Here is a 15266-nt window from a genome sequence, read left to right as displayed (position 1 = left end):
AAATCCTGCTTGAAAAGGCTGCCTGCAAGGCGCATCTCAAAGTAAAATATCAACGCGTAAAAACCAATGACAGAAATCAGTTTACTCCTTGCCCTGGTGGTGTTCTGTGCCATCTACTGGCGGCTCGATGATATCAAGCGCGCATACTGGCAACATAAATATAAAACGCAGTCACTCAGTGAGTTAGATAGGCAGGTTCTGCTACGCTATATGCCCATTTACCGTAATATGACGGATGCAGACAGAGCGCGCCTTGAGCGCCATATCCTGTGGTTTTTGGGTGAGAAGCGGTTACTCGGCCGTGACGGCCTGAAAACCAATCGGGCAATGGCACTGATTATTGCGGCAGATGCCTGCCTGCTGGTACTCAATCAACAGTGGCCGCTGTATCCCAATGTTAAAGAGATCTTACTGTACCCCAGCAGCTACTATGCCGGGCAGAATAGTCGTGATAGTGCAGGGCTAGTGAGCTTTCATACCGTGGTACGTCAGGGCGAGTCATGGCCAGGGGGGACTCTGGTATTGAGCTGGCATGATGTGCTGGAAGGCAACCGCCTGCCCGAAGATGGTCACAACCTGGTGTTTCACGAATTTGCACACCAGTTAGATCAACAGACTGGGCAGACAAATGGCACTCCACAATTGCCAAAGGGCATGAGCTACAAAAAGTGGGGAGAGGTGTTATCACGCGCTTATCAGCAGCTTAAAACGCAACTGGCGTATCATATGCCGCACGTGGTACATGAATATGGCGCGACCAATGAAGCGGAGTTTTTTGCGGTGATCACCGAAACCTTTATTGAAAAGCCACTGCAACTGAAACAGGAGAACCCCGAATTATTTAATCTGTTGAGTGAATACTATCGATTCGATCCGCGCGACTGGATCAAGTAGCTAATGCGCTGGGTGCCTGGCGTTCCATTCAGAACCGTTCTTGCCGGATTTCGTCAACTTATAAATCGCAGGCATAAAAAAACCGCTTCAATTGAAGCGGTTTTTTCGTCTAAATCAGCTTATGAAAAGCTGATTTCGCCGCGCTCTTTGCGCTTATTGTCACGCTTGTCACCACGTGGATCTTTGAAGCTGCGCTTGCGGTCACCACGGCCTTCGCCACGACCTTCAAAGCGACGCTCATCACGACCGCCTGAACGACGTTCACCACCGCGACGCTCGCCACCATTGCCTTGATCGGCAGGGTGCGTGCTCTTAGTCATCTTCATTGGGCGCTGACAAATGTAAACGCTCTGGAAGTGTGACAGCGTATCTGCTGGCATATCCTGAGGCAGCTGAACTGTACTGTGCTCATCAAACAAACGGATTTCACCGATAAACTTGCTTGAAATATCAGCTTCGTTTGCAATTGCACCAACAATGTTCTTGACCTGTACGCCGTGCTCACGACCTACTTCGATACGATAGGTATCCATTGGGCCCGTGTTGCGACGTGCATTGCCTTTGCGTTCACCACGCTCGCCACGTTCACCACGACGCTCGCGGTTACCATCGCGTTCGCGACGTTCACGTTGCACCTGAATTTCCTGAACTTTCAACGGTGACTGCTGCTGTGCCAGGCACAGAAGTGCAGCGGACAGCTCAGTTTGGCTCAGTTCCAGTTTTTCAGCCATGCCCTGTGCTACTTCACTGAAGAACTCGATGTCTTTGTGATCCAGCGCCAGGCTTAGCTTGCTTTGTAGTGCTTCAATACGCTTTTGCTCAACGACTTTCGCGTTAGGCAGCTCAACCTGCTCGATGTCAGAGCGGGTATGACGCATGATGTTACGTAGCAGGTAACGTTCATTACCTTTCACGAACAGGATAGCTTTACCTTTACGACCAGCACGACCCGTACGGCCGATACGGTGTACATAAGCTTCGCTGTCTTGCGGGATATCATAGTTGATAACCAGGCTCAGACGATCTACGTCCAGACCACGCGCCGCAACGTCAGTTGCGATAACGATGTCTAACAGACCGCTCTTCAAACGCTCTACCGTACGTTCACGGGCTTGCTGGTTCATGTCACCATTTAGTGGTGCCGCAGAGAAGCCTTCACGCTCAAGTAGCTCAGCCAGCTGAACAGTATCGTTACGTGTACGCACAAACACGATAGATGCATCGTAATCTTCCGCTTCTAAGAAGCGTACGATGGCTTTGTTTTTATGCGTAGTTGCACGCCAGTATACTTGCTCAATTGTGTCAACAGTTGAGTTACGTGGCGTGATTTTTACTTGCTCTGCGTTATCTAAATACTTAGAACAAATAGATTGGATCTGCTTCGGCATGGTTGCAGAGAACAAACAGGTTTGCTTCTCTACCGGTGTTTTTTCCATGATGTTTTCAACATCATCGATAAAGCCCATGCGTAGCATCTCATCGGCCTCGTCCAGCACTAAGGCTTTCAGATCCGACAAATCAATGGTCTTACGGTTAATATGGTCAATCAAACGACCCGGTGTTGCCACAATGATCTGTGCGCCACGGCGTAGTGCACTCAGCTGCACGCCATAGCTTTGTCCGCCGTACAGAGCCAATACTTCAACACCTTTGGTGTATTTAGCGTATTGGTTGAAGGCTTCCGCGACCTGTAAAGCCAGTTCGCGTGTTGGAGTCAATACTAATATCTGTGGTTGCTTAACGGATGCGTCAACATTGTTTAATAGCGGCAACGCGAACGCCGCCGTTTTGCCCGTACCCGTCTGCGCTAGTCCCAGCACGTCCTTTCTTTCTAGCAATAACGGTATACATTGAGCCTGGATCTCAGAAGGTGATTGATATCCCAGCTCTTCGACTGCCTTTAAAATTGCAGGAGAAAGATCTAAAGATTCAAACGTGACTGGTTCTGACATTAATGCGCCTCAACAAGTTAAAAGAGGCGGCATTGTACAGCAAAGAAAAAACAATTGCTTGCATAAATTGGCACTAATTTTGTAGGTATTTGATATTGGTCAAAAAATAAACTTATTTATTTTTCTTGATTGTTAGCTTGACAGATAAGTGACTATTTTAAAGGGAAAATCATGCCTGAATTGCGGGTTTATGGCGACTCAGGCAAGGGGGATTCAGGGCTGTGTTACTGATACAGGCCCAAATTCTCTTTGGCATAGGCTTCAAACTCTGTAAAGCCGCCAATGTGGGCCTGGTCGACGAAAATTTGCGGCACAGTTGGACAAGGCTTACCGGCGGATTTTTCCAAATCGGCCTTGCTGACACCTTCTTTGTTGATATCAATGTAGCGAAACTTAAAATCGTCTCGTTCGTTGGTCAAACGCTCAGCTAAGTCTTTTGCACGGACACAGTAAGGGCAGCCTTCTCGGCCAAAAATCACAGTAAACATAGGGTTCTCCAAATCATTGAGCTTGGTAATCAGTATATCGGCCTGCAGGCAAATTGAAACCGTCAAAAACCGATGGCCATGATTGAGAAAACCGATGATGCCTCAGGAGCGATATACGGTTTTGATAAGGTGGTAGCCAAACTTGGTTTTGACCGGACCGTGGACTTCATAAAGTGGCTTTTTGAACACCACATCATCGAATGCTTTGACCATATCACCTTTATTAAACTCGCCGAGATCGCCGCCTCGCTTTTTCGACGGACACAGAGAATGCTGTTTGGCCAGTTTGTTGAAGTCGCCGCCTTTCGCAAGCTTGGCTTTAATGGCAAGGCACTCTTTTTCGGTTTTAACTAAAATGTGGTAAGCACAGGCTTTTGGCATGATTCAGGTCTCCGGACTATCAAAGGCGCCGATCATGCAAGGAGAAGGCCTAAAACGCAAGCTTCAATTGTCTGCGTCCGGCCTTTTCAAGGGAAGTATTAGAAGGTCACGCTAAACCCAATCGACGGGCGGATAGAGAAATCATCTTCCTCTTCTTCTATATACAGGTCGTTAACGGACTTAACTCTGTCGTAGTCCAGGTCAATATAGGCAATGTTTTCCTGACCATAGGCATTCATGAGTTCAAAGATCAGCTTGCCATCATTGCCGAATATCTCTGTTTTGCGCTCAAAGCGAATATCCAGGCGGTGATACACTTTGAACCGCTCTGAAAAGGGGTCGCCATAAACAGGTAAGAAGCGGTCATCATGATCGGGGTTTTCTCTCACACCGACAATGGGGGTATAAGCCTGACCGCTGCGTGCGGTAAAATTGAAACCGCCTTGCCAGCGCTCATTGATCTCATAATGAAATACCGCGTTAAATACCAGTGGCGTATCGGCGTAATAGTCGCGGGTTATATTGCGGCTCAGGTCGGTACGCTCACTTTTTGAGTAACTCAATGCGACCCAGCCATACCAGTTATCGGTCTTGTTTTTGTTGATCAGCAGGTCGACACCATAGGCGCGTCCTTCAACGTCGTTGCTATACAGGTCGGCAGCATTCGGGCCGTCGTCAATGGCAAGCGGCAGGTCATCCATAGTCTTATAATACCCCTCTAGTGACCAGCTCCACTCATTCTCCAGCTGCTGGCTGAAGCCCAGCGTATAGTGATCCGACACCTGAGATTTTAGCTTGGGGTTACCAATTTCTGGCAAAATGTACTCCACATTTTGCATGCGATTATAGCGACCTGCTTTGGCGCTGATAGTGCTGTTTTCCGTCACATAGTAACTGATTGCGAGGCGAGGAGAGGTAAAGGTTTCATCGGTGTATCTGTTATGCTGACTCTGCACTCCAAGCTCGCTCTGCCAGTCGTCGCCCAGTTGCCAGATATGCGCTAGGCCAACAAAGCCACTGTCGATGTCGATGCTGCGCTTGCCGTTGATCCGCTCACCTTTTTTCAGGTCGCAGTCGGGATCCAGTTCTGTACATAGGTACTGGAAAGTGTCGTAGCTATATTCTGTTTCTTTATCAAAGTAAGCTGCATCTACAACAAGCTGATGAGCCGGGTTGATACGGTAGTTCAGGCGTGCCTTGTAGGTATATTGTTTTTCCGATTCTTCTTCAAAATAACCGGCTGAAACCGTAGCGCGGCGGCCATATTCCAGTCGGCCTGAATGGTCCAGCGCACCAATGCCTACGCGTAGGTGCATTTTGTCATTGTAGTGGTCCCACAATATATTTTGACTGTTGAATTCTCTGATAAAACGCGCATCACCCTGAAACTCAGGTGTTTTCTGTGCCAGTTCAGAGCGCTCATTAAAGCCGGCTGCTGCTGAGTCTTCCGCACCAGTAAAATTGAAGGTCAAAGTATTGTTGGCATTGATGTCCCATAAAAACTTGCCCTGATAATCATGGTCATCCGGCGCATCATTGATAATCACGCCGGTTGGTTCGCCATCGTCATCTTCGAGTTCCTCGCCTTCTTCGAAAAACAGTGGCAAGGTGCTTTTACGGCCCGAGACATAGAAAGCCGTGCTGTCGCTCAGTTGTCCTTCAACAAATACGCCGGCGTTGAACATGGTCAGGTCCAGCGTGGTGGTGACTGGCTGATATTTGGGATTGCGCAGTGTTACGTCAAAGACTGCACCGGTGGCATTGCTGTAACTTGTGCCATAACCTGCGGAGTAGAGCTGAAAGTCTTGGATGATATAACGATTAAATATCGAGCTTCCGAAGTCATGGAAAATATAGCCCGCGGGCATAAAATCGACTTCAAACATATTGTCACTGGGAGAAGACCCCCGCACCGCCGGAGCACTCATTGAACCACCTGCCGCGACCACACCAGGGAGTGCGTAGACAGCGCGTAGTGGATCGCCCATAGCGCCGGGCATTTCTATCAATTTTTCTGTATCTTCAGTGATTTCCGAAGTAATTGAACTGCGCTTATAATGCACTTCGATGTGTTCTATATCTGCGCTGGTATTTGCCTGAGCCTGTAGCGCCATACATAACATAATGGGCGATAGAGCAAATGGTTTGTTGAGCGAGCAGAGTGTCATGGTAGTCCCTTGTTGAATCTAAGCTGAATAAAAGTGGGGACTAGTGTATGGGAATTAATCGTACCTTTGTTTTACGTTAGGGTAAGAAATTGTCGATTACTCGAACACTTTCTTACACTTAGCTTCTTTGGTAAGTCAGAGCCTGGCGCGTATTCCCAGCTCGCTGGAGTAGCCAACAGAACGCTCGACCACTTTCAGGTCATCTGATAGTACATAATAAGTGGGGTATGCCTTGACCTTATAATCTGATGCGGTACTGCGATTGCCGAGTAATACAGGCATGCTCAGTGATAAATCGTCTACAAAGGCGCTGACAGCGTCTTTATTTTCAAAGTCCAGCGCAATGGCAACGGCATTCACTTTGCCCGCCTCATGCAGCTTGTTAAGGTTTGGCATGCTGTATCGGCAAATACTGCACCAGGGAGCGAAGAAGTAAACCACAGATTGTTGCCCCTGCAGAGACTTTATGGACACTCTTTGTGTGGGTTGCTCGAGTACCGGCAGAGAAAAATAGGGGGCAGAGGCTTGGCCATCGTCTGCCAGCATCCCAAGTTCCTGATAGGCAGTCACAGCCAGAAAAACAATGGCAAAAATAATGAGTTGTAAAACTGTTTTTAACATTCGCGCTCGCAAATAAGGTCTTCCGAGCGCGAGTATAAATAAAAAAACTGCAACAACACAAATCAGTCGTAAATATTTTCTCCCAGATATCGCTTAGCTTTTTGGGATTTTATCCGTGTCAGATCAACCAAAACTAAACCGTCGATACAGTTATTAAAATCTGGGTCTATGCTGAAACTCAGGAAATTCACACCATCGGGTTCACATAATTCGGTATATTGCTTAAACAGGGTCGGGACCTGTGCGCCCATATTCGCCATGATGTGTTTGAGTTCAGCAAAGTCCTCTTTAATATCATCACCACAGAATAACTGAGCAAAGGCCTGCTGCTGGGAAGGCGTAAATTTAAACTCGTTTTTCGGGGTCGCGAGGGAGACCAAATTTGAGAAATAATGCTGGTAGTGGTATATCAGCATGGCTTTGGCTTTATCTGGCAGTGCGTTGGATAAACTGACTGCACCAAACAGATAACGATGGTGCGGATAACGTTTGACAAAGGCCCCTATGCCATACCAGAGGTAGTCCAGGCTTTTGCGTCCCCAATATTTTGGCTGTACAAAGCTTCTGCCTAATTCCAGGCCATGCTCAAAATAGGGTTGCATATGCTCAGAGTAATTAAACAAGCTGGTCGTGTACAGACCTTCCGTACCCTGTTCATTGATGACGGTTTGCGCGCTGGCCAGCCGATACGCGCCAACCAGCTCCAATTGTTTAGCATCCCACAATACCAGGTGCTGATAATACATGTCGTATTTGTCGATATCACGGCGTTTGCCGCTGCCTTCTCCGACCGCGCGAAAGGCAATTTCTCTTAACCGACCCAGCTCACGGAAAATCGGCGAACTACCTTGATACTGATACAGATATATCTGCATACCATCCTGGGTTTCTCCCAAACGTTCACAAGTTTCAATTGCCTGTTTGAGCTCCTTTTTACACTCCGGAACCGCGATTGGAGACTGGGTCTTAAGAGGCAAAGACTTTTTGGAGGTTAGTCGGTAAAGCTGCTTGCGGATCAGGGCGACAACTTCTTTGTCTTTAAGGTTTTCCAGCAGATACGAGGCGGGTGGAATACTGGCGCCAATCTCGAATTCAAGAGACTTTTGGCGCTGTTTAAACATTTCCTTGACCAGAAGCAAGCTGGCTAAAGGTTTGTAAATCATTGAAGTGCCGTAAAATAAAGGGCTATTTTTGGCTTTGATATAGATGGGCAAAATAGGACAGTTGGCTTTTTTAGCCATACGCAAAAAACCGGAGTTCCACTTGCAATCTTTAATCCCTGTTGGCCCGAGACGAGACACTTCTCCAGCTGGAAAAATAAGTAACGCACCGTCTTGCTTAAGATGGTGCTGAATATTGGCCAACTCCTGCTTACGGCTTGCACCGGATAGATTGTCCACCGGTAACAACAGCGAGTGCATAGGAGTGATGGACATGAGCATTCTATTGGCCACGACTTTCAAATCGGGGCGCACCTGAGCCAACACTTTGATCAGTGCCAGTGCGTCTAATGAGCCAATCGGATGATTGGCGACTATCACGACACTGCCTTCACTGGGAATATGCTCGATTTGTTTGGGTTTAAAGCGTGCATCAAAGTCCAGTTCTTCCAAGACTTGTTCTACGAATTCAAGCCCCTGCAAGTGTGGGTAGGTATCTGCAAAGGCGACAAACTCTTGTTCATGAAGTAAGTAGCCCAGGCCCTTCTTTACTAACCCTTTTACTTTAGGTGAATTTTCCAATTGAGGCAGGTTTGCTTCAATGACCTTATCTACACTGATCATATTTAATTCTCACGTTCTATAACCGCTTTTCGTCAAGATTAAAAACTCTCCATGACAAACAAGTTGCAGCTGTATGTCAGTTTGATGGCCATCGTGTAAGTACAATTTAAGGTTGGATTTTTGATACAGTAGTGACGATTGAAAAAGAACAAAGGAAAGAGGATGGCATTTTTAGTCTGTGTAACGGGCAGAGACAACAGCAAACTGATGGCAGAGTTACGCGCGAGCCTGCCGGATGTGGACGTAAGAGAGTGGCCCGATGCCGGTGATCTGGCCGAGATTGAGTTTGTATTGGCCTGGAATGCGCCTGAGTCGTTGTGGCAACAATTACCAAATCTCAAAGTCGTCCAGTCGTTTGGTGCCGGGGTCGATGGCATCGCGTTATCTGCTTTACGGGCTGATGTTCAGGTGTGTCGCATTGTTGATCCCGCGCTGGCCGACGACATGGCTGAATATGTACTGGGACATGTGCTGGCGCATAAGTTACGTTTACCGCAATATTATCAACAACAGCAACAGCAGCTGTGGCGTCCTAAACGGGCAAGTAGTGGCAACCGGGTGGGGATACTCGGGCTTGGTCAGCTGGGGCAGGTGGCCGCTACTAAGCTGCAACGTAATGGTTTTGAGGTATTGGGCTGGTCAAGAAGCGAAAAAGTGCTAGAGGGCATTAGGCAATTCTGGGGACAGGCACAGTTAAGTGAATTTGCATCACAGTGTGATTATATCGTCTGTCTGTTACCTCTGACGGCCCAGACGCACGGCATTTTGAATAAAGCGCTGTTTGAGGCGATGCCTTCGCACGGGGTACTGATCAATGTTGCTCGTGGCGCACATCTTAATGAAGCTGACTTACTTGATGCACTCGATAATCAACAAATTGCAGCAGCCACGCTGGATGTATTCGCAGCAGAGCCTCTTGCGGCAGATCATGCATTCTGGGATCACCCAAAAATCACTATGACTCCCCATGTTGCGGCGCTGACGAGCCTGAAAACAGCGATTGCACAAATTGTTGCAAATAGGCAGGCAATGCAAAAGGGACAGCCTCTGTCACATTGCGTGGATTTGCAGGTGGGTTACTAATAGCGCATTGCTCAGTCTGTTACACAAGACTGAGCATGCGGTTTCAGGCTCTACAGGTGTCTTGAAATCTCTGCCGGTGGTAAGTGGTTGGGTACTTTGGCCGGCAGTATTAGACGACGATTTTTTATGGTACAAAATACTGTATAAAAAAACATCTTGTGACATCTAATTACATTCAGTAAGTTATGAGAAAATAATAATAAAGAGTCGCTTTTTATGAATAGTAACCAAGGTGGCGTTAAGCTCTCCGTTGTGCTTTTTAGCGTTATTGTGTTGGGGGTAATGGCGTGGTTCAATCAGGCTAATGCTGAATCTCACCATTCGATACAAGAAGCGGACGAGGAAGTTGTCGTAACGTCCTCATCACAGAGTTAAAAAGATAGCAGCAAGCGCTGCTATCACCGTTTGGCATGCCGCTCGCGATTTTCCACTTTCTTCTCTTCGCTTTTCTTTAACAGCACGTATGTTGCGCCGTTACCGCCATGGCAGCTTAATGCCGTGTGAAATGCCAGTATTTGTGGCATCTCCTGTAACCATTTGTTGCAGTAGCTTTTCAGAATAGCTGGAAAGGGTTTGCTTTTTAAGCCAATGCCATGACGGATCAGAAGTACCCGGATACTGCGTTGATGGCAGTCGGTGATGAAGTCAAACAGTGACTTTCTGGCTTCACGAAAAGGCTTGCCGTGCAAATCCAGCGTGGCGTCAATCTGATACTTGCCCAGCCTGAGATTCTTAAATACCCCTTGCTGAACACCATCTTTTTTGTAGCTAAGCAAATCGTGTGGATCGAGCAGGTCAACATATTCAGTGGAGAGAAAATTAGGATCGAAGTCCTGCTCCTGCTCTGCCGCTTCTCTGCGTGCAAGTTGCGCCAGGGTAGGTTCGTTTTGTTGACGTCTGAGCTCTGCTTTTTTGTCTTGTGCTAAGGGAACAACGTCCCCCATTGAGGCGAGAAAAAGTTCTTCATCTGTCATGGCCATACTACGTCTCCAAAACCAATGGGTGTGGCCAGATTGTAGCGCAGGCTCAGAAATTAGAAAATATCTTTAAGCCTGGCAGTTTGCTTTTTACTGCCTGCCGGTGCAAAAGCATTGGCAGGCGTGCTTTAGCTATACCTAAGGCGTACCTAAGGTGTACCTAAGGCGTATTATACTGTTCGTGAGTAAAGAGCTTGAACAGATAAAATGAATTAATCAGAATCAAACCCAGGTTTGAGATCACTGAGGTGTTCATCAGATCGAGGCTGAACAAAATAAACAGGATGCTGCAGGTCGCCAATGCCGCGCCACGCAGCAAGGTTTTATGGTTAATAAAAAAGGCACCAAATCCTAGCACTAGCAGTAATAAATTAAGTAGCCAGTCAAATTCGTTCGGCATGATCGTCAAAGTACTCCAGGTTGTTCAATAAAGGGGCGCCATTATGCGCCCCAACCCCGGTCACTTCAAACGAGTATTTTTGTGTTTTTCAGATTAGTTTTTTTAATTCAAAATCAGTGCCATCAACGCAGAGATAAAGCCTTGTTGTTTGATGATTTGATACTTCTGGCAGGAGTCTGGGTCGCGCTCATCCTGGCAAAGATATAGCGTATTTCGCTCTAAAGCTGGACGAATATGCAGGTTTGAATCAAATAAAACGGGGTCTACACCGGGTAAACCAGGCCAGTATACACTTTGTGCAACCAGGCCTATCTTTTCATAGGTAATGAGCTTAGGTTTGGGAAACAGGATAACAAGGAGCAAAATGACTGCAGCTATAATCCAGCGAGTTTTACCAGACTTAGCTTGTGCTTGTTGTGCGGCTGCCAGCTGTGCTTGTTGTTGGAGTTGCTGTTGTTGTAGTGCCTTTTGTTGCTGGGGTGATAAACGTTTTTTTTGTCTGGGTTGTTTTTTCTTTGACCTGGCATCGACCTGACCGAGTAATGCCTGTTTTTTTGGTTTTTGTGCCATGCTTTGCTATAGCCTTTTGTTTGCAGGACTCTATAATAGTTCTATGCTAATAATAGCGCATTTCAATTGACTAGCCCACGGGAAAGGATATGGAACAACAAATCTCTATACTAATTGTTGATGACGTAGGCACTGTTCGCAGTTTCTTGCATCAAACCCTGATGCATCTGGGGATCGATAATGTTAAAGAAGCATCGACAGCGAAACAATGTCTTACCGCCTGTGAGGAACGTCATTTTGATATCGTTTTTTTAGATATCGAACTACCTGACGGGGATGGAAAGGAGCTAATTGCGGAGCTTGCCGAGATTAACCCGGATATCAATGTTGTGATGGTGTCAGCACACTCAACAGTTGATAACGTGAAAGATGCAATTGAACGGGGGGCAAAAGGGTTTGTTGTTAAGCCTTTTTCGCCAAAGAAAATTGCGGCGATGCTAAAGAAGTTTTATCCAAAGCTAGAGTTAGCTTAAGCTGGCTCGTCATATTTAGCTTGGACAATGAGTTTTGGCACACTTCCGTCCAAAGGATTTGTGTCTGCTGCCTGAGTAAGCAGCGTAGAGGTTGTTTTTCAGGCATAAAAAAACCGACTTACGTCGGCTTTTTCATATCCAAAACCACAATTATAGCGCTTTGATCTTAGCGGCTAGGCGGCTCTTATGACGAGCAGCTTTGTTTTTGTGGATAAGACCTTTAGTTGCGTAACGGTCCAGGATAGGTGTAGCAACAGCGAAAGCTTGCTGTGCAGCTTCTTTGTCACCAGCTTCAATAGCAGCTACTACTTTTTTGAAGTAAGTACGCATCATTGAACGACGGCTTGCGTTGTGCTGACGGCGTTTTTCGCTAGTGATAGCGCGTTTTTTTGCAGACTTGATGTTAGCCAAGGTATGCTCCTAACAATCTTAAAATAAGCTTAGTTTAAAGGCCGAGGAATATGCCCTTTTTATTCTTTAAAGTCAATAAAAATTCCCCTCGGCTGGTCAATTTGTTTGCGTATCGTGCTTGTCCCTAGCCCCTCGCAGCCATAAGCGGCTAGTTGGGTTGCACGATAGCTTGTCTGAAACGATTGGGTGCAATCAAACTCTCAGATCGTATACCAAGTCAGCACCTTGAGCGGCACACGGCTTGGCAGTCTGGGCACATTGTAACAAATCCATAATCGCTCTACTAGAGTGTTTATGATGATCCACAGAAACGAGCGTAAATATGCGTGACTATCGAGCTTTGATTGAACCCGATTTATCAGGCTAAGTATCGCAAAAACCCTCATTTTCGCGAGTATTTATCTTTATCTGGTTGTGGCATAATTCCGCGCAAAAATTTATCTGAGGAAATGCAGTGGCGAAGGGGCTGTTTAAATCAGGCATGATTGTGAGTGCCATGACGATGATATCCAGAGTATTAGGATTAGTCAGAGACGCTGTGGTGGCAAATTTGCTGGGAGCAGGACTCGCCGCGGATGTTTTCCTGTTTGCAAACCGTATTCCGAATTTTATGCGTCGCCTTTTCGCTGAAGGTGCGTTTGCTCAGGCGTTTGTTCCTGTTCTGGCTGAGATCAAAGAGCAACACGGAGATGACAAAGTCAGGATCTTTGTTGCTCAGGCAGCAGGTACCTTAGGTACAATCCTAATGTTTGTCACCATAGTTGGCGTCGTGGGCTCGCCAGTGATTGCCGGTTTATTTGGCACCAGCTGGTTCATCGACTGGTGGCAGGGAGGTGAAAATGCTGAGAAGTTTGTGCTGGCGAGTGCATTACTTAAGTTCACTTTTCCTTATCTTTTCTTTATCTCTTTGGTGGCGCTCAGTGGAGCGGTGCTTAATGTGTACAATCGCTTCTCTGTTGCGGCGTTTACACCCGTATTACTAAATATCAGTATCATCAGCTGCGCGCTGTTATTACATGACCAATTTGAGCAGGGCGCTTATGCATTGGCGATTGGCGTATTTCTGGGTGGTCTGACTCAGTGTCTGTTCCAGTTACCATTTTTGGCCCGCCTGGGCATGCTGTCACGACCAAAATTTGCCTGGCGCTCACCTGAAGTGGTAAAGGTGCGTAAGCTGATGTTGCCCGCCATGTTTGGTGTATCTGTGAGCCAGATCAACCTGCTACTTGATACCATTATTGCAGCTGCATTGGCAACCAGCTCTATTGCCTGGTTGTACTATGCTGACCGGTTGATTGAATTTCCATTAGGCTTGTTTGGCATAGGGATTGCGACAGTGATTTTACCTGCATTGTCTAAATTGCACGCCAAGGACAGTATTCAGGAGTTCCAGCAAACGCTCGACTGGGGGGTGCGGTTTGTCATATTTTTGGGAATACCTGCGATGGCCGGGTTGATGCTGATTAGCCCATTAATTATCTCTGTTTTGTTTGGCCATGGAGAGTTTAACCAGGGGGAGCATGACAACGTTGCTGCCGTAAGTGGTGCTGTTACAGCGTACTCGGTTGGTTTGGTGAGCTTTATGCTGATTAAAGTGCTGGCCCCTGGCTTTTTTGCCCGGCAAGACACAAAGACACCTGTTAAAATTGGTATTATTGCCATGTCTCTGAATATGTTGTTTAACCTGATGCTTGCCCCATTTATTGGTTATCTGGGACTTGCACTGGCAACTGCGCTATCTGCTACCTGCAACGCAGCCTTATTGTACAGGCAACTCAATCAACAAGGTGTCTACCGTGTATCCAAATTTACCCTAGCATTCACCGCTAAGTGTATCTTGTCCAGTCTTGTGATGTCCGGCGTATTAATTTGGCTCAACCGCCAGTTGTCTTGGCAGGGTAGTGACCTGATAACACAAATCGGTTTACTGGGCCTTCAGCTGGTGGCTGCAATACTGGTTTATTTTAGTATGATGTACCTGATGGGGGTTCGCTTGAGTACACTTAAAGACAGTTCAGCAGCGCCTGTAAAGACTGCGTAGGCTTTATTCGCATTTGCTGGCAACTTGGGTATAATCGGGCTTTTATACTGCTTTAGTAATCACAGGTGTTAGTTGTATGCAATTGATCCGAGGGATCCACAATATTCGACCCCACCACTATGGCTGCGTGTTGACGATAGGAAACTTTGATGGCGTACACTTGGGGCACACTGAGGTACTGAAAGGGTTAGTTGCAGATGCACACGCACACAAATTGCCAAGCACTGTCATGCTATTTGAGCCGCAGCCGCAGGAGTTTTTTGCCAGGCAACAGGCTCCAGCCAGATTGACCCGACTGAGAGACAAACTGGCGTTGCTGGCAGATATTGGCATTGAACGTGTTATTTGTGTGAGTTTTAACGCGCGATTTGCTAATTTCCAGGCAGAAGACTTTGTGCGTGACGTGCTGTGCACCAAGCTTGGTGTCCGAGCTTTAACCGTAGGTGATGATTTTCGCTTTGGTAAAGGGCGTGTCGGTGATTTCGCAATGTTACAGCAACTTGGCCCCGAGCTGGGTATGGACGTTAAAGATACACAGAGTTTTAGGCAGCAAAATAGCCGGGTCAGCAGTACGTTGATCCGTGCGGCACTGTCCGAGGGGGATGTCGCGCGCGCGCACGCGATGCTGGGCCACACCTATGCGATTTCAGGCCGCGTTATTCATGGCTGGAAAAAAGGGCGTGAGCTAGGTTTTAAGACCGCCAATGTTGCGCTTAAGCGTCAGGTTAGCCCTGTACAAGGGGTATTTGCTGTACGCGTGAATGTAGGTAATACAATGTACAAAGGTGTTGCCAATGTGGGCACCAAGCCAACCTTAAATGGCAAGCGAGCTTTGCTCGAGGTACATATATTTGAATTTGACCAGGAAATATATGGTCAGTTTATAAAGGTGGAGCTTCTTCATAAGCTCCGTGATGAACAAAAATTTGAGTCATTGCAGCACCTAACTGAGCAGATTGCTCAGGATGTCACTGCTGCAAAACACTTTTTTCAATAATTTTAAGTAGCCGATACGGAAAGTAA

At 47.0% G+C, this 15266-nt stretch carries 16 protein-coding genes; 6 read left to right on the top strand and 10 right to left on the bottom strand.

Going from position 1 to position 15266, the window contains the following annotated elements; translation table 11 throughout:
* Positions 1 to 66: 66 nt before the first annotated feature.
* The gene (locus tag CWB98_RS08500) at positions 67 to 894 is read left to right on the top strand and encodes a M90 family metallopeptidase (protein WP_138544472.1); all 828 of its coding nucleotides are present in this window, start codon (positions 67 to 69) and stop codon (positions 892 to 894) included.
* A gap of 119 nt (positions 895 to 1013) precedes the next feature.
* Here the strand turns inward: CWB98_RS08500 and CWB98_RS08495 are convergent, their stop codons facing one another.
* From CWB98_RS08495 to CWB98_RS08470, 6 genes are all read right to left on the bottom strand, one after another.
* The gene (locus tag CWB98_RS08495; RefSeq protein WP_138544471.1) at positions 1014 to 2846 is read right to left on the bottom strand and encodes a DEAD/DEAH box helicase; all 1833 of its coding nucleotides are present in this window, start codon (positions 2844 to 2846) and stop codon (positions 1014 to 1016) included.
* Positions 2847 to 3070: 224 nt separating this feature from the next.
* Entirely contained in the window at positions 3071 to 3334 is a 264-nt protein-coding gene (locus CWB98_RS08490) for a GrxA family glutaredoxin (RefSeq protein ID WP_138544470.1), read from the bottom strand.
* A 102-nt stretch (positions 3335 to 3436) separates the two neighbouring features.
* Complete coding sequence (locus tag CWB98_RS08485) at positions 3437 to 3715, bottom strand: peptidylprolyl isomerase (RefSeq protein WP_010382504.1); 279 nt, start codon at positions 3713 to 3715, stop codon at positions 3437 to 3439.
* Positions 3716 to 3813: 98 nt separating this feature from the next.
* Positions 3814 to 5883 carry a TonB-dependent receptor plug domain-containing protein gene (locus tag CWB98_RS08480; RefSeq protein ID WP_138544469.1) on the bottom strand — a complete coding sequence of 690 codons (2070 nt, stop codon included), beginning with the start codon at positions 5881 to 5883 and terminating at the stop codon, positions 3814 to 3816.
* Positions 5884 to 6018: 135 nt separating this feature from the next.
* Positions 6019 to 6504, bottom strand: coding sequence for a TlpA family protein disulfide reductase (locus CWB98_RS08475; RefSeq protein ID WP_138544468.1), 486 nt, complete (start codon positions 6502 to 6504; stop codon positions 6019 to 6021).
* A gap of 62 nt (positions 6505 to 6566) precedes the next feature.
* Positions 6567 to 8288 (bottom strand): GNAT family N-acyltransferase, encoded by a 1722-nt coding sequence (locus tag CWB98_RS08470; RefSeq protein WP_138544467.1) that lies wholly within the window; start codon positions 8286 to 8288, stop codon positions 6567 to 6569.
* Between the two features lie 162 nt (positions 8289 to 8450).
* Between CWB98_RS08470 and CWB98_RS08465 the strand changes: the two genes are divergently transcribed.
* Positions 8451 to 9371 (top strand): 2-hydroxyacid dehydrogenase, encoded by a 921-nt coding sequence (locus CWB98_RS08465; RefSeq protein WP_138544466.1) that lies wholly within the window; start codon positions 8451 to 8453, stop codon positions 9369 to 9371.
* A gap of 216 nt (positions 9372 to 9587) precedes the next feature.
* Positions 9588 to 9746: a hypothetical protein gene (locus tag CWB98_RS23920; protein ID WP_171045611.1), complete on the top strand. Its 159-nt coding sequence runs from the start codon at positions 9588 to 9590 to the stop codon at positions 9744 to 9746.
* A 23-nt stretch (positions 9747 to 9769) separates the two neighbouring features.
* On the opposite strand, the gene smrA is transcribed toward CWB98_RS23920, so the two are convergent.
* The 3 genes from smrA to CWB98_RS08450 all read right to left on the bottom strand — a co-directional run bounded on the left by smrA (position 9770) and on the right by CWB98_RS08450 (position 11318).
* Entirely contained in the window at positions 9770 to 10351 is a 582-nt protein-coding gene (gene smrA / locus CWB98_RS08460) for a DNA endonuclease SmrA (RefSeq protein WP_138544465.1), read from the bottom strand.
* Positions 10352 to 10508: 157 nt separating this feature from the next.
* Positions 10509 to 10748 carry a hypothetical protein gene (locus CWB98_RS08455; RefSeq protein ID WP_010382493.1) on the bottom strand — a complete coding sequence of 80 codons (240 nt, stop codon included), beginning with the start codon at positions 10746 to 10748 and terminating at the stop codon, positions 10509 to 10511.
* Between the two features lie 102 nt (positions 10749 to 10850).
* On the bottom strand, positions 10851 to 11318 hold the full coding sequence (locus CWB98_RS08450) for a hypothetical protein (protein WP_138544464.1): 468 nt from the start codon (positions 11316 to 11318) through the stop codon (positions 10851 to 10853).
* 89 nt (positions 11319 to 11407) lie between these two features.
* On the opposite strand from CWB98_RS08450, the gene CWB98_RS08445 reads away from it, so the two are divergent.
* Positions 11408 to 11791 carry a response regulator gene (locus CWB98_RS08445; protein ID WP_138544463.1) on the top strand — a complete coding sequence of 128 codons (384 nt, stop codon included), beginning with the start codon at positions 11408 to 11410 and terminating at the stop codon, positions 11789 to 11791.
* A 150-nt stretch (positions 11792 to 11941) separates the two neighbouring features.
* Here the strand turns inward: CWB98_RS08445 and rpsT are convergent, their stop codons facing one another.
* Entirely contained in the window at positions 11942 to 12202 is a 261-nt protein-coding gene (rpsT, locus tag CWB98_RS08440) for a 30S ribosomal protein S20 (protein ID WP_054014123.1), read from the bottom strand.
* 454 nt (positions 12203 to 12656) lie between these two features.
* Here rpsT and murJ point away from each other — a divergent pair, with 454 nt between their 5' ends.
* Positions 12657 to 14243, top strand: coding sequence for a murein biosynthesis integral membrane protein MurJ (gene murJ / locus CWB98_RS08435; RefSeq protein ID WP_283241200.1), 1587 nt, complete (start codon positions 12657 to 12659; stop codon positions 14241 to 14243).
* 76 nt (positions 14244 to 14319) lie between these two features.
* Positions 14320 to 15240 (top strand): bifunctional riboflavin kinase/FAD synthetase, encoded by a 921-nt coding sequence (ribF, locus tag CWB98_RS08430; RefSeq protein ID WP_138544462.1) that lies wholly within the window; start codon positions 14320 to 14322, stop codon positions 15238 to 15240.
* Positions 15241 to 15266 lie beyond the last annotated feature (26 nt).

This window comes from Pseudoalteromonas rubra, from assembly GCF_005887115.1.
In the GTDB taxonomy this organism is placed as follows: domain Bacteria; phylum Pseudomonadota; class Gammaproteobacteria; order Enterobacterales; family Alteromonadaceae; genus Pseudoalteromonas; species Pseudoalteromonas rubra_F.
The sequence above is the reverse complement of the archived record's forward strand: the minus strand, read 5'-3'. Positions and strand labels throughout refer to the sequence as shown.

What these genes read in the sequence shown, in the direction of transcription:
- CWB98_RS08500 (WP_138544472.1), top strand. Translation starts at nt 67, where the DNA reads ATGACAGAAATCAGTTTACTCCTTGCCCTGGTGGTGTTCTGTGCCATC.
- CWB98_RS08490 (WP_138544470.1), bottom strand. Translation starts at nt 3,334, where the DNA reads ATGTTTACTGTGATTTTTGGCCGAGAAGGCTGCCCTTACTGTGTCCGT.
- CWB98_RS08475 (WP_138544468.1), bottom strand. Translation starts at nt 6,504, where the DNA reads ATGTTAAAAACAGTTTTACAACTCATTATTTTTGCCATTGTTTTTCTG.
- CWB98_RS23920 (WP_171045611.1), top strand. Translation starts at nt 9,588, where the DNA reads ATGAATAGTAACCAAGGTGGCGTTAAGCTCTCCGTTGTGCTTTTTAGC.
- CWB98_RS08455 (WP_010382493.1), bottom strand. Translation starts at nt 10,748, where the DNA reads ATGCCGAACGAATTTGACTGGCTACTTAATTTATTACTGCTAGTGCTA.
- ribF (WP_138544462.1), top strand. Translation starts at nt 14,320, where the DNA reads ATGCAATTGATCCGAGGGATCCACAATATTCGACCCCACCACTATGGC.
- CWB98_RS08445 (WP_138544463.1), top strand. Translation starts at nt 11,408, where the DNA reads ATGGAACAACAAATCTCTATACTAATTGTTGATGACGTAGGCACTGTT.
- CWB98_RS08485 (WP_010382504.1), bottom strand. Translation starts at nt 3,715, where the DNA reads ATGCCAAAAGCCTGTGCTTACCACATTTTAGTTAAAACCGAAAAAGAG.
- CWB98_RS08480 (WP_138544469.1), bottom strand. Translation starts at nt 5,883, where the DNA reads ATGACACTCTGCTCGCTCAACAAACCATTTGCTCTATCGCCCATTATG.
- CWB98_RS08495 (WP_138544471.1), bottom strand. Translation starts at nt 2,846, where the DNA reads ATGTCAGAACCAGTCACGTTTGAATCTTTAGATCTTTCTCCTGCAATT.
- CWB98_RS08470 (WP_138544467.1), bottom strand. Translation starts at nt 8,288, where the DNA reads ATGATCAGTGTAGATAAGGTCATTGAAGCAAACCTGCCTCAATTGGAA.
- CWB98_RS08465 (WP_138544466.1), top strand. Translation starts at nt 8,451, where the DNA reads ATGGCATTTTTAGTCTGTGTAACGGGCAGAGACAACAGCAAACTGATG.
- CWB98_RS08450 (WP_138544464.1), bottom strand. Translation starts at nt 11,318, where the DNA reads ATGGCACAAAAACCAAAAAAACAGGCATTACTCGGTCAGGTCGATGCC.
- smrA (WP_138544465.1), bottom strand. Translation starts at nt 10,351, where the DNA reads ATGGCCATGACAGATGAAGAACTTTTTCTCGCCTCAATGGGGGACGTT.